This is a genomic window from Streptomyces sp. NPDC034103 (assembly GCF_055575395.1).
Window position 1 is genome coordinate 385,025 of the sequence record NZ_JBVISS010000006.1, and the last position, 12,830, is coordinate 397,854.

Here is a 12,830-nt window from a genome sequence, read left to right on the forward strand (position 1 = left end):
TGTGAGAGGGGGAGGGGAGGGCTTAGCGCGAGGTGTCGAAGACCTCGTCGCGGGTGGCCGCCAGCGCGCTCTCCAACGCGCCGCGCAGCACGGGGTGTTCGGGGACGGCGCCCATGACCAGGCGGGGGCGGGCCGCGGCCAGTTCCTCCAGCTCGGACTGGACGAGGGCACGCAGGGCTTCACCGCCGGAGGCGAGCGAGGCGCCGCTGAGGACGACGAGTTCGGGGTCCAGGACGGACACGAGGGAGGCGAGACCGGTGGCGAGGCGGGTCGCGTAGGTCTCCAGCAGGCGTCGCAGGGCGGGGTCCTCGGACTCCGCCGCCCGCTGGACGAGGGTGGCCGCGACCTCGGTGCAGGGGCCGGTGGGCAGGGGCTCGACGCCGAGTTCGCGGGCGAGTTCGGGGATGGCCTGGGAGCCGGCGAGTTCCTGGTAGCCGCCGCTGCCGGTCCTGCTGACCTGCCGGACCAGGGGGGCGCCCGGCACCGGCAGGAAGCCGACCTCACCGGCGCCGCCGGTCCAGCCGCGGTGCAGCCGGCCGCCGAGGACCAGGGCGGCGCCGAGACCGCCCTCGTTCCACAGCAGGACGAAGTCCTCGTGCCCGCGGGCCGCGCCCAGGCGCTGCTCGGCCACGGCGACGAGGTTGACGTCGTTCTCGTACTCGACCGGCATCGGCAGCGCGGCGGCGAGTTCGTCGAGCAGGGTCGGGGTGTGCCAGCCCGGGAGGTGGGAGGCGTAGCGCAGTCGGCCGGTGTTGGGGTCGAAGGCGCCCGGGGTGCCGATGACCAGGCGGTGGACGTCGGCGCGGGCCAGCCCCGCCGCCTTCACGGCGCCGTCGAGGGCGTCGGTGACCTGCTGGACGACGCGGGTGCCGGTCCTTCTGCCGGGGGTGGGCAGTTCGTGGGTGCCGATCGTGCGGCCGGTGATGTCGGCGACGGCGGCGAGGACGCGTTCGGGGGTGACGTCGAGTCCGGCGGCGTACCCGGCGGCGGGGTTGACCTCGTAGAGCTGGGCGTTGGGGCCCGGTCGGCCCTCGGTGGTGCCGGAGGCGAGGACGAGACCGGCCGCTTCCAGGCGGGCCAGCAGTTGGGAGGCGGTCGGTTTGGACAGGCCGGTGAGTTTGCCGATCCGGGTGCGGGACAGCGGGCCGTGCTCCAGGAGGAGGTCCAGGGCGGCGCGGTCGTTCATGGCGCGCAGCGTGCGCGGGGTGCCTGCCATGTGTACCCCTCTCCCCGGGACCGTTCAGGGGTGACTGTACGGACATTGATTGTTAGGAAGGTTTCCTGTCGGATGCAGGGACCATAGGTCTGGGCCGGGAGGGAGTCAAGGGGAGCGCGAAAAACCGCCCCGGCGGGCAACGGAGTCGTCACCTGCCGGGGCGGTCCGGGTGGGGCGGGAGGGGCCTACTGGACGTCGACGTAGTCGCCGGGGGCCTTCGCGGCGGCGGTCGTGGACGTGCCCGCGAAGACGTAGCGGTAGTAGCCGTCCTTCGACGCCGTCACCGTCGCCCTGAGGGCGCCGCCGGTCGAGGAGGTCGCCGTCTTGACGGTGCTGTAGGTGTCCGAGCCCTTGGGGCGGAACTGGAGGGTGGCCTGCTGGGAGACGTAGCCGGTGTAGGAGCCGGTCTCCCAGTTGGCGCGGGTCAGCTTGCCGGTGACCGTGAGGGTCTTGCCCTTCCGTACCGGCTCGGGGGAGGCGTCGGTGGTGAGCCTGGCGGAGCGCTGGAGCTTGGCGGTGCCCTTGTTGCCCCAGGCCGCGAAGCCGTGCTCGACGCTGATGTGGTCGTCGGAGTCGTCCAAATCGGATTCCATCTGGCCGTAGTAGCCGCCGACCTTCCAGGTGGTGGCGTCCGCCGCCTCGAAGAGGCTGTAGGAGGGGTCGACGACGACGGTGTCGGAGCAGGACTGCGTGACGGTGGTGTCCGTCGTCGCCGTCGTGGTGCACGTCGGCGACGCGTCGTCCTCGATCATGTTGTCGGAGTCCGCGAGCCCGCCGCGGTAGAGCATGACGCCCGCCGCGTTGTTCTTGTAGTCGATCGTCAGGTCCGCGGGGCGGGTCAGGGTGTACGTCACCGGGACCGTCACCTCGTGGGTGGTGCCGACGACGATCGTGCGGCCCTTGTTGACGACGACGTCCGCGAAGACGAGGTCCGGCGTGGCGGCCTGGGCGGCGGGCACGGCCAGCGCGGACAGGGCCAGGGCACCGGAGACGACGGTGCCTATGGCGAGCTTTCTCATGCGTTTCCCCACATTCAGCGCGGGCCCCCGGGCATGGCGCTCCAGAACAAGGGCCCGCTGATCGCCACAACCTATGCGGTGCGGGCCGGTGGCGGAAATGCGGAGAGGATGTGAACGGGATTGATTCCGGCGGCGGCACGCCCCGCTCCCTCACGAACCGCCTTCCGCGGGTGAACGCGGTCGCCTTCACCGGCGCGCGGCGCCCCCGGGGACCGCCTTCGCAACGGCAAGGGCCACCCTCTCGCCGCCCTCGTGGCGTGGCGGGCTACTTCGTCACGGCCGGCGGGGTTATCGGGGTGGCCGCCTGGGCCTGCGGGGAGGCGGCGTTGGCGTAGGCCGACGGGGCCGCCATGCCCGCGGTCGGGTCGGCGTCCGGGGCGGGGTCCGCGGGTGCGGCCGGGCCGCCGACGATGGGGATCTGGGCCTCGTCGAAGGCGCGCTTGACCCGCCAGCGCAGTTCGCGTTCCACCGTCAGGGCCTTGCCCGGCATGGTCTTCGCCGAGACGCGCACGACCATGGAGTCCAGCAGCACGCTGTCCAGGCCGAGGACCTCGATCGGGCCCCACAGGAGCTCGTTCCAGGGCTCGGCCTTGCTCATCCGCTCGGCGACCTGGTCGATGGTCTCCTTCACCTTGTCCAGGTCCTCGTCCGCCCGGACCTGGACGTCGACGCCGGCCGTCGCCCAGCCCTGGGAGAGGTTGCCGATGCGCTTGACCTCGCCGTTGCGGACGTACCAGATCTCGCCGTTGTCGCCGCGCAGCTTGGTCACGCGCAGGCCCACCTCGATGACCTCGCCGGAGGCCACCCCCGCGTCGATGGTGTCGCCGACGCCGTACTGGTCCTCCAGGATCATGAAGACGCCGGAGAGGAAGTCCGTCACCAGGTTCCGGGCGCCGAAACCGATCGCCACACCCGCCACACCCGCGGAGGCGAGCAGCGGGGCCAGGTTGATCTCGAAGGTGCCGAGGATCATCAGGGCCGCGGTGCCCATGATCAGGAAGCTCGCGACCGAGCGGAGCACCGAGCCGATCGCCTGGGAGCGCTGGCGGCGGCGCTCGGCGTTGACCAGGAGGCCGCCGAGCGCGGTGCCGTCGACCGCCTGGACCGTGCGGTTCATCCGGTCGATGAACTTGGTGATCGCCCGCCGGACCGCCACTCTCAGGACCGCCGCGATCACCACGATCAGCAGCACACGCAGACCGATCGCCAGCCAGGTCGACCAGTTCTGCTCGACCCAGCTGGCGGCGTTCGTGGCGCTCTCCTGGGCGTCCTCGAGCGAGGGGACGGCAGGCGTCGTCGACTCCGAGGGGGTCGGGGTCGGCGACACACCGACGGCCAGTAGGACGGCGGGCAAGGACACGGCAGGTACCTCCAGGTGCAGCGTCCGCGGCCCGGCGGATGGACAAGGTCACGGAAAGGTCACCGGGCGGCAGACCCACCACACTAACGGTGCATCGTGGGGGGATCGTTGCAATGTTCGGGGGAGAGACCGTGCTCACCTGGGAATGAAGAAAGGTGTGGTCGAAAACACTCCCAGCCCGTTACCAGGAGATGGTGGCGCTTCCACCAGGGCTGAGGGGAAACTGGCTACAGATCGTCCCGGCGCGAGCCACGTGCCGCCGACGCCCAAGGAGGCATCCGTGCCGCATGTCCTGGTCCTCAACGCGTCGTACGAGCCACTGGGCGTCGTACCGCTCCGCCGCGCGCTCGTCCTCGTCCTGGAGAACAAGGCCGTCTCCCTCGAGGAATCCGGCGCCTATCTGCACAGCGCGTCCGTCACAGTCCCCGCACCAAGCGTGGTCCGGCTCAAGCGATTCGTCCGGGTTCCCTATCGGGGGCCCGTTCCTCTGACCCGCCGCGCGCTCTTCGCCCGCGACGGGGGCCGGTGCATGTACTGCGGTGGCGTCGCAACCAGCGTCGACCACGTCATCCCGCGCAGCCGCGGGGGCAAGCACGTCTGGGACAACGTGGTGGCGTCCTGCCGCCGCTGCAACCACGTGAAGGCCGACCGCCACCTCTTCGAGATCGGCTGGCGGCTGCGCCACAAACCCGCTCCGCCCACCGGTCTGGCCTGGCGCATCATCGGGACCGGCCACCGGGACCCGCGCTGGCTGCCGTATCTGCAGCCGTACGGCGCGGAGGACGCCATGGCCCGGATCGACGGCATCTCCGCCTGACGATCCGGGCCTTCGTGCAACCGCGGACGGTCGCGCACCGGCCCCGGGGGTCCCCCGTGCCCCCGGGGCCGGTCGTTCGCGCGCTCACGTGTAACGCAGCTCCGCGGGGTTCAGGGAGCGGCGCAGCAGCGGCAGTGAGGTGGCCGCGGCCAGGAGGCACGAGGCGTAGATCCCGAAGGGGACCAGCAGCGCGGCGTACGGCATGACGTCGGGGACGTTCCCGATGAGCCGGCCGTAGCCCACGCCGATCGCCATGCCCCCGGCGCCGCCCAGCAGCAGCGCGGGCGCGAGCGGCAGCGCGGTCTCCAGCAGCAGCGCCCGGCCGAGCACCCGCCGCGGCACCCCGGCGGCGGTCTGCGCGGCCAGGCCCCGGCGCCGGGTGGCCAGCGACTCGGCGGTGCCGACGGCGAGGCCGGACAGGGTGATCACGAGGGTCACCGCGATCGCGGCGGCCACCAGGTTCAGACCCGTGGTGTAGTACGACATGCTCGCGGCGAGCTCATCGGGGTTCCTGGAGTCCAGCTCGGCGAGCAGCGACCGCCGCACCCCCACGAACCCCGTCCCGACGACCGTCACCAGCAGGACCGCCCCATGGGTGCGGGCCGCCGCCCAGGGGTCGTCGCGCAGCCGTTCCGCCGCGATCAGCGTCGCCGCGGCCCGGGCCCGGCGCGCCAGCCACCGGCCGGTCAGCCCGGCGGTCGCCCCGACGACCCCCACCGCGGCCGCGCCGACCAGGAGGAGCGCCCCGGCCACCATCAGCGGCCCGTTCACGACCTTCGGACCGCCGTGCGGCATGCCGGAGGAGGTGCTGACCGAGGCGGCCACCGCCACCACCGCCACGAGCAGCACCCCGCCCGCCAGCAGCAGCCACGACCCGAGCCCCGCCCGCGGCCGCACCCGGCGGACCCAGCCCAGCGGCGAGGCCACCACCCGGCGCAGCGCCAGCACCGCCGCCGCCGCGCCCAGCGCCGGCACGCCGAGGGCGACCAGCGCGATCCCGGTCCAGGCGAGCCAGGACGGCTGCCGCCACTGGCCGAGCAGGACCGCGACCGAGGCGACGGTGGCGAGCAGCGAGCCGAGCAGACAGGCGAGCCCCGTCTCCAGCGCCGCGATCCGCCGCACCTGCCCGGCCGACGCCCCCGCCAGGCGCAGTCCCGCGAGGCGCCGGTCGCGGTGCACGGCCCCGATCCGGGCGCACTGACCGAGGAAGCCCAGGACGGGGACCAGCAGGAGCAGCAGGACGACGATGACGCCGGAGCGGGTGCCGGGGTCGTCCAGGAGCCCCGCCGCCACGGGCACGTGGTAGCGGCCCTGGAGCGCGGCGAGGCTCACGGCCGCCAGCGCGAACCCGGTCGCGAGCGCCGCGCCCACCGCGGTCAGCCCGGCCCGCCACCACTCCCGCCGGTCGGAACCGCGGGTCAGCAGCCAGGCCAGCCGGAGGTCGGAGCGCAGAGAGCCCGGCGCCGCGCCGGTGGCGCCGGGGCGGGGCGTCGGTCCGTCGCGGTGCCGCGGGGGCTGGTCGTGCCCCGCGGCCGAGCCGCTCGGCGACACGGCCCGGTGCCCCTGCGGGGCGCCGCCGGACCGCAGGCCACTTCGCCCGGCCCGCTGGGCTCCGCCGCTTTCGGTGTTCGGTTCGCCGGTCACGCCGCCACCCCCGCCGGGGCCACGACGCCGTCGCTCAGCCGGACCTCGCGGTCCGCGTACGCCGCCACCTGGGCGTCGTGGGTGATCAGAAGGACCGCTGTGCCCTGCTCGCGGGCCGTGTGGACCAGGGCCGTCATCACCTGTTCCCCGGCGAGCGAGTCCAGGGCGCCGGTCGGCTCGTCGGCGAAGACCACCCTCGGCCCGGTGACCAGGGCCCGGGCCAGCGAGGTCCGCTGGGCCTGGCCGCCGCTCATCTCGCCGGGCCGCAGCGTCTCCTGGCCGCGCACCCCGAACCGTTCCAGCCACTCCCCGGCCCGCTCGTGGGACTCCTTGCGGGAGGCGCCCGCCAGCATCAGCGGCAGGGCGACGTTGTCGAGCGCGGTCAGCTCGGGGATCAGCTGGCCGAACTGGAAGACCACCCCGAACTCGGTGCGGCGCAGCGTGCTCAGCCGCTTCTCGGACAGGGTGTCCAGGCGCTCCCCGGCATAGCCGACCGAGCCCGCGTCGGGGCGGACGATGCCCGCCAGGCAGTGCAGCAGCGTGGACTTCCCGCTGCCGCTGGCACCGGTCACGGCCAGGATCTCGCCGGCCCGCAGCTCGACGGAGGCGCCGCGCAGGGCCTCCGTTCTGCCGTGCGCCTTGACGAGGTCGCGGGCCGCGAGAAGCGGCACTTCGTTGCTCATGCTGGGTCGACCTCCGCGGTCAGGGTGGTCAGCCGGCCGGCCGTGGTGGTCATCCAACGGAGGTCGGCGTCAAGGTGGTTGAGGGCGTAGTCCGCCGAGAGCACAGTCGCGAGGTCCGCGCCCTTGGCGGTCTTGACCTGGGTGAGCTCACGCATCCGCGCCATGTGGGCGGTGCGTTGGGCGTCGAGGTAGGTCTCCGGGTCGCCGCCGGCGAGGATCGCGACGACGACCTTGGCGAAGATCTCGTTGGTCACGAAGGGCGCGGGCGGGGTGATCTCCGCGGCCCACTCGGCCAGTTCGCGCCGACCGTCGTCGGTGGCGCGGTACCTGGTGCGCTCCGGGCCGCCGTCGGAGTCGGTGCCCTCGACCTCGGCGAGGCCGTCGCGGACCAGGCGCTGGAGGGTCGTGTAGACCTGCCCGTAGGCCAGCGGGCGGGCCTGTGGGAAACGTTCGTCGTGGCGTCGCTTGAGGTCGTAGCCATGGCTCGGCCCCGTGGCGAGCAGCCCCAGCAGGAGGTGGCGGGTGCTCATGGCGATGATTATGCACTGGCTACATGTACTGAGTGAATAGTGGTCGGTGATCGCGTACGGATGGCCGTCCAGCGGTGGCCGGTACCAGCCACCACCCCTGTGGCGTCGACGTCCGAACTGTCCCGGATGTGTCCCGATATGACACCCCATCAGGCACCGTGTTCCGGCCAACTGCCTTGTCGTATGACGAAAACGGGGTTTTACAACGGGGGGCGACTGGATTTAAAGTAAGGGTCGATGGGGAGATGATCACGGTCGGAGCAAGATCAGCCGGCCAGTCAATCGGGGGGTTCTGAAAGGTATGTTCGCGAAACTCGGTGATCTCACACTGACGTTCTGTTCGCGATGTTTCGGGACGCCCTGAACGTTGATACGCCCCACGGTGCCGGAGAATTCTCCTGACCGTCGGCCATCGTTCATTCGATTCACACATTCTTCTGTGAAGTAAAGCCAGAGAGCCGTCTTTTGCCGCGCCCTTCTCGATTCTGAGACAGGGGTCTTTTCCGCGCGCCGAGGAACGGTCGACTCAGGCTGTCGACGCTGACATGGTTCTGCCCACCTTTGGCATGGCCATGCCATTTTCTGTCCTGCCCAAGCGCACTCACAAAGTGACGAATTCCAGGTTCGAGGATGATGGCGAAAACCACGGGGTCCGAGGAATTGTCCCTGCCAGACATGCTGCGTGCGGCCGCGCTCGCCCGACCCGACCGGACCGCCGTCTCGTGCGGCACGCGGCGACTGACCTTCCGACAGCTCGACGAACGCGGCGCGGCCATGGCCGACCGTCTTCGTGGCCTCGGCGCGGTGCTGGACGAACCCGTCGGCATCTTCATGGACCCGTCCGTCGACCTCATGGCGAGCGTCTGGGGCGTGCTGTGCTCCGGCGCCCCCTACCTGCCGCTGTCACCGGAGTACCCGGACGAGCGCGTCCGCTACATGATCGCGGACTCCCGGACCCGGCTCATCCTGACCGACGAGTCCCTGGTCGGCCGCCTGAGCGCGCTCACCCCGCCGGGCGTACGCATCCTCACGGCCACCGAGACCCTCGCCCCGCACGGCACCGGGCCGGTCCCCGTCGCCGCCCCGCAGGCGCCCCCGCCCGGCGACTCCCTCGCCTACGTCATCTACACCTCCGGGAGCACGGGCAACCCCAAGGGCATCGGGATCGAGCACCGCAGCATCGTCAGCCAGATGCGGTGGATGGCCGCCGAGCAGGGCCTCGACGAGCGCCGGACGGTGCTCCAGAAGACACCGCTGAGCTTCGACGCCGCCCAGTGGGAGATCCTCGCCCCGGCCTGCGGGGCCGGCGTGGTGATGAGCGAGCGCGGCGTCTACGCCGACCCCTCGGGCCTCCTCGACCTGATCCAGGCACACGAGGTGACCACGATCCAGGGCGTGCCGACCCTGCTCCAGGCGCTCGTCGACTCCGGCCGGCTGCCGCAGTGCACCTCGCTCGCCCAGGTCTTCAGCGGCGGCGAGGCCCTCACCAAGAGCCTGGCGATCGAGCTGCTCGACGCGCTGCCGGACGCCGAACTGGTCAACCTCTACGGCCCCAGCGAGTGCACGATCAACGCCTCGGCGCACACCGTGGACCGCGCCACCGTCCAGGACGGCCCGGACCACGTGTGCATCGGCCGGCCCGTGCACGGCATGAGCTTCCACATCCTCGACGCCACCCGGCGACCCGTCGGGCCCGGGGAGTCGGGTGAGCTCCACATCGCCGGACGGCAGCTGGCCCGCGGGTATCTCAACAACCCCGAGATGACGGCGGAACGTTTCATCACCAACCCGTTCGCCACCGACCCGGACTCCGCCCGCCTCTACCGCACCGGCGACCTGACCCGCTGGAACGACGACGGCACCGTGCAGTTCCTCGGCCGCACCGACAGCCAGGTCAAACTGCGCGGCTTCCGCGTCGAGCTGGACGAGATCAAGGTGTCCATCGAGAAGCACGACTGGGTCAAGCGCGCCGCCGTCGTGGTCCGCGAGGACACCCGGGTCGGCGCCAACCTGATCGCCTTCGTCGAACTCGACCCGCACCGGGCCGCCCTGATGGACCAGGGCAACCACGGCGCCCACCACCAGTCCAAGCAGAGCCGGCACCAGCTCAAGGCCCAACTCGCCGGGCTGGGCGTACGCGAGGAGCCCGGGCTGGCGTTCGTCGACCTCCCCGGACGGGCCGCGACGGCCGAGCAGCGCCGCACGGTGTTCGCCCGCAAGACCTACCGCTTCTACGAGGGCGGCGACGTCGACCGGCAGGACCTGCTGCGACTGCTCGCCCCGTCGCCCGGACAGCCGGCCGAGCCCCGCGACCCCGACAGCCTGACCCTGGACGAACTCGGCTCGCTGCTGCGCTGGTTCGGCCGGTTCACCAGCGGCGAGCGGCTGCTGTCCAAGTACGGCTACGCCTCACCCGGATCGCTCTACGCCACCCAGCTGTACCTGGAGCTGTCCGGCGTCGCGGGCCTGGAGGCGGGCCACTACTACTACCACCCGGTCGAGCACCGGCTGCTGCTGATCGGCCCGGCACCCGCGGGGGAGCCGAGGCTGCGGGCCCACTTCGTCGGGCGCCGCTCGGCCATCGAACCGGTCTACCGCAACAACATCAGGGAAGTCCTCCAGTTCGAGGCCGGACACATGGTCGGGCTCTTCGACCACGTGCTCCCGGCGTACGGGCTGCGCATCACCGCGCGCCCCGCCGAGCCGGACGTCAAGGACGCCCTGCGCTGCCCGGCCGAGGACTACCACCTGGCGTCGTACGACATCCGGACGGCCGCCGCGCCGGCCGAACACCCCCCGGTCGACCTGTACGTGCAGGCCCATCCGGGCCGGATCGACGACCTGGCCGAGGGCCAGTACCGCTACGAGGGCGGCGAACTGGTGCGGGTGTCCGAGGAGTTGGTGCGCAAGCAGGACGTCATCGCCATCAACCAGGAGGTCTACGCGCGTTCGAGTTTCGGCATCAGCCTGATCGGCGGCGCGCCCGAACCCTGGCAGCGCTACACCGACCTCGGCCGCGAGCTCCAGCGCCTGCAGATGAACGGGTTCGACCTGGGCCTGATGTCCTCCGGCTACAGCTCCGAGACCGGCAACCCACTGCCCTCGTCCCGGCGGATCGCGCAGCTCGTCGGCCTCGGCCCGGACACCGCGTCCTACTTCGCCGTCGGCGGCCGGATCAGCGCCCAGCAGCGGCTGAGCGAGGGCATGAAGGAGGACTCCGTGCACATGCGGGGTCCCGCCGAGATCATCAAGGACAACCTCGCCGCCGCCCTGCCGCCGTACATGGTGCCCAACCGGGTCACCGTCCTCGACGCCTTCCCGCTCACCCCCAACGGCAAGGTCGACCACCAGGCCCTGCGTGAGCTGGACAAGGCCGCCGTCGACGACACCGAGGCGCCGGTCGTGCCGCCGCGCACCCCCACCGAGGAGGCCATCGCCGCGCTGTGGGGGAAGGCGCTGAAGCAGGAGCGGGTCTCCATCCGCGACAACTTCTTCGCCGCCGGCGGCCATTCGCTGACCGCGGTCGACCTGGTCAACCGGATCAACCGGGAGCTGGGCGCCGCCCTGCCCCTGCAGATCCTGTTCGACGCGCCGACCATCGCCGAACTCGCCCGCCGCGTCGACCGCGAGCCCGCCACCGCGGCCTCCCGGCTGGTGCGGCTGCGCGCCGCCGACGGCGGCCGCCCGGTGTTCTGCTGGCCCGGCCTGGGCGGCTACCCGATGAGCCTGCGGCTGCTGGCCGGCCGCCTGGACCTGGACCGCCCCTTCCTCGGCGTCCAGTCCCACGGCATCAACGAGGGCGAGACCCCCTACGAGACCTTCGCCGAGATGGTCGCCCGGGACGTCGAGCTGATCCGTCAGGTGCAGCCGACCGGCCCGTACACGCTGTGGGGCTACTCCTTCGGCGCCCGCCTCGCCTTCGAGGCCGCCCACCAGCTGGAGTCGGCGGGCGAGCGGGTCGACGAGGTGATCCTCATCGCGCCCGGCAAGCCGCCCGTGGAATTCCTCGGCGAGGCGGCCGGCCGGACCTCGGTCGATTTCGACGACGCCACGTTCGTCTCCATTCTCTATTCGGTCTTCGCCGGAAATCTCCAGAAGTCGGCGGTCGAGGAATGCCTGGCCGCGACCCACGACGAGGAATCCTTCGTCACCTTCGTCAGCGACCGGTTCGAGCACCTGGACCCTGCCTGGGTGCGGCGGATCGTCGGCGTGGTGCGACGGACGTTCCTTTTCGAGTACGACCCCCGCGAACTCGCCGAGCGGAATGTCACCGCACCGGTCACGGTGTTCCGGGCGACGGGCGACCAGAAGTCGTTCATCGACTCCGGTGAGGTGCTCACCGCCGCGCCCCCCGCCTTCCATCAGCTCGACGCGGACCACTACGAACTGCTCCGCGCGAACGGAATTCCCGAACTCGTCACCGCCCTTCAGGCCGCACGAATTCCCAGAAAGGTCATCGGAGTGCCGCACGTCAGCATCAAGCATTTCCCGAACAACCTCGAGGCCGAGCAGGTCACCGCGCTCGTCGACGCGATCACCAGTGCCGTGCGGACCGCGTTCGCGGTCGACGAGGGCGCGGTGTCCATCGCCCTGGAACCGGTGGCCCAGGACGCCTGGAACGAGCGGGTCTACCTCCCGGAGATAGCCAACGGCGGCGGGAACCTCGTCAAGGCGCCCACCTACTGAGCCCGCGACCGGATCCGACGGCGCCCACCCCCCACCAGGACATGAACCACGGAGGACCGCGATGCGCACAGTGATCACCAGGATGAGGGAGGACCTCTCCGTGATCGTGGCGCGAGACCCGTCGATCCGCACCCGCGCGGAGGCCCTGCTGCACCCCGCGCTGCCGGCGCTGTGGGCCCACCGGGTGGCACACGTCCTGTTCACCCGCGGGCACCGGCAGAGCGCACGGCTCCTGGCCTACCTGGCGCGCTCCTTCACCGGCGGCATCGAGATCCATCCGGGCGCCCGCCTGGGCCGGCGCGTCTTCATCGACCACGGGGCCGCCGTGGTCATCGGGGAGACCGCGGAGGTCGGCGACGACGTCACGATCTTCCACCAGGTCACGCTCGGCGCCGTCGGCTGGTGGAAGGACGGGCGGCGCGATCCCGGCGCCCGCCGGCACCCGGTCGTCGGGGACCGGGTGGTGCTCGGCACCAACGCGATCGTGCTCGGCCCGGTCACCGTCGGCGCGGACGCGCTGATCGGCGCCGGCTCGCTGGTGCTGGGTGACGTGCCGCCGAAGGCCCGGGTGGCGGCCCCCGCCGCCGAGATCGTGGTCCGCCCGTCGGCCGCGGAGCGCGCGGACGCGGACCAGTTGCTGCGCGCCCTGGCCACCTCCGGGTGCTGGTGACACCCAGGTCCCCGGCCCCGCCCCCACCGCCGCACGTCCCCAGCCCGTTCGCCGCATCCCACGGCCGACCACGAGTCGGCACGCCATCGGAGGCACAGATGATTCACGTCGGTGTACTGGAGAGCAACCTCTCCGGTTCCGGCTTCGAGGGCCTGCAGATCATCAAGGAACTCGACTGCCGGGTCACGTTCTTCACCCGCGATCT

9 protein-coding genes are annotated in these 12,830 nt (G+C 71.8%); 3 read left to right on the forward strand and 6 right to left on the reverse strand.

Translation table 11 applies throughout. From position 1 onward, the window contains the following. Positions 1–22: 22 nt before the first annotated feature. The 3 genes from ACZ56U_RS15820 to ACZ56U_RS15830 form a co-directional block, all read right to left on the reverse strand. Positions 23–1,216: an ROK family transcriptional regulator gene (locus tag ACZ56U_RS15820; RefSeq protein WP_469084580.1), complete on the reverse strand. Its 1,194-nt coding sequence runs from the start codon at positions 1,214–1,216 to the stop codon at positions 23–25. 185 nt (positions 1,217–1,401) lie between these two features. Next, complete coding sequence (locus ACZ56U_RS15825; RefSeq protein ID WP_469084581.1) at positions 1,402–2,235, reverse strand: hypothetical protein; 834 nt, start codon at positions 2,233–2,235, stop codon at positions 1,402–1,404. Between the two features lie 265 nt (positions 2,236–2,500). After that, positions 2,501–3,595 carry a mechanosensitive ion channel family protein gene (locus tag ACZ56U_RS15830; protein ID WP_469084582.1) on the reverse strand — a complete coding sequence of 365 codons (1,095 nt, stop codon included), beginning with the start codon at positions 3,593–3,595 and terminating at the stop codon, positions 2,501–2,503. A 280-nt stretch (positions 3,596–3,875) separates the two neighbouring features. Between ACZ56U_RS15830 and ACZ56U_RS15835 the strand changes: the two genes are divergently transcribed. Next, positions 3,876–4,412, forward strand: coding sequence for an HNH endonuclease (locus tag ACZ56U_RS15835; protein WP_391241230.1), 537 nt, complete (start codon positions 3,876–3,878; stop codon positions 4,410–4,412). Between the two features lie 84 nt (positions 4,413–4,496). Here ACZ56U_RS15835 and ACZ56U_RS15840 read toward each other — a convergent pair whose 3' ends face one another. From ACZ56U_RS15840 to ACZ56U_RS15850, 3 genes are all read right to left on the reverse strand, one after another. Then, complete coding sequence (locus ACZ56U_RS15840; protein ID WP_469084676.1) at positions 4,497–5,864, reverse strand: ABC transporter permease; 1,368 nt, start codon at positions 5,862–5,864, stop codon at positions 4,497–4,499. Positions 5,865–6,052: 188 nt separating this feature from the next. Next, entirely contained in the window at positions 6,053–6,739 is a 687-nt protein-coding gene (locus tag ACZ56U_RS15845; protein WP_469084583.1) for an ABC transporter ATP-binding protein, read from the reverse strand. Next, complete coding sequence (locus ACZ56U_RS15850) at positions 6,736–7,269, reverse strand: PadR family transcriptional regulator (protein ID WP_469084584.1); 534 nt, start codon at positions 7,267–7,269, stop codon at positions 6,736–6,738. The genes ACZ56U_RS15845 and ACZ56U_RS15850 overlap by 4 nt, the downstream gene beginning before the upstream one ends. 675 nt (positions 7,270–7,944) lie before the next feature. Between ACZ56U_RS15850 and ACZ56U_RS15855 the strand changes: the two genes are divergently transcribed. Together ACZ56U_RS15855 and epsC are read left to right on the forward strand one after the other, a co-directional pair. Further along, positions 7,945–11,955, forward strand: coding sequence for an amino acid adenylation domain-containing protein (locus ACZ56U_RS15855; protein WP_469084585.1), 4,011 nt, complete (start codon positions 7,945–7,947; stop codon positions 11,953–11,955). A gap of 61 nt (positions 11,956–12,016) precedes the next feature. After that, positions 12,017–12,625, forward strand: a complete 609-nt coding sequence (gene epsC, locus ACZ56U_RS15860; protein WP_469084586.1) for a serine O-acetyltransferase EpsC — start codon at positions 12,017–12,019, stop codon at positions 12,623–12,625. Positions 12,626–12,830 lie beyond the last annotated feature (205 nt).

Coding starts and splice junctions, on each gene's coding strand:
- ACZ56U_RS15855 (WP_469084585.1), top strand. CDS start 7,945: ATGCTGCGTGCGGCCGCGCTCGCCCGACCCGACCGGACCGCCGTCTCG.
- ACZ56U_RS15825 (WP_469084581.1), bottom strand. CDS start 2,235: ATGAGAAAGCTCGCCATAGGCACCGTCGTCTCCGGTGCCCTGGCCCTG.
- epsC (WP_469084586.1), top strand. CDS start 12,017: ATGCGCACAGTGATCACCAGGATGAGGGAGGACCTCTCCGTGATCGTG.
- ACZ56U_RS15820 (WP_469084580.1), bottom strand. CDS start 1,216: ATGGCAGGCACCCCGCGCACGCTGCGCGCCATGAACGACCGCGCCGCC.
- ACZ56U_RS15850 (WP_469084584.1), bottom strand. CDS start 7,269: ATGAGCACCCGCCACCTCCTGCTGGGGCTGCTCGCCACGGGGCCGAGC.
- ACZ56U_RS15845 (WP_469084583.1), bottom strand. CDS start 6,739: ATGAGCAACGAAGTGCCGCTTCTCGCGGCCCGCGACCTCGTCAAGGCG.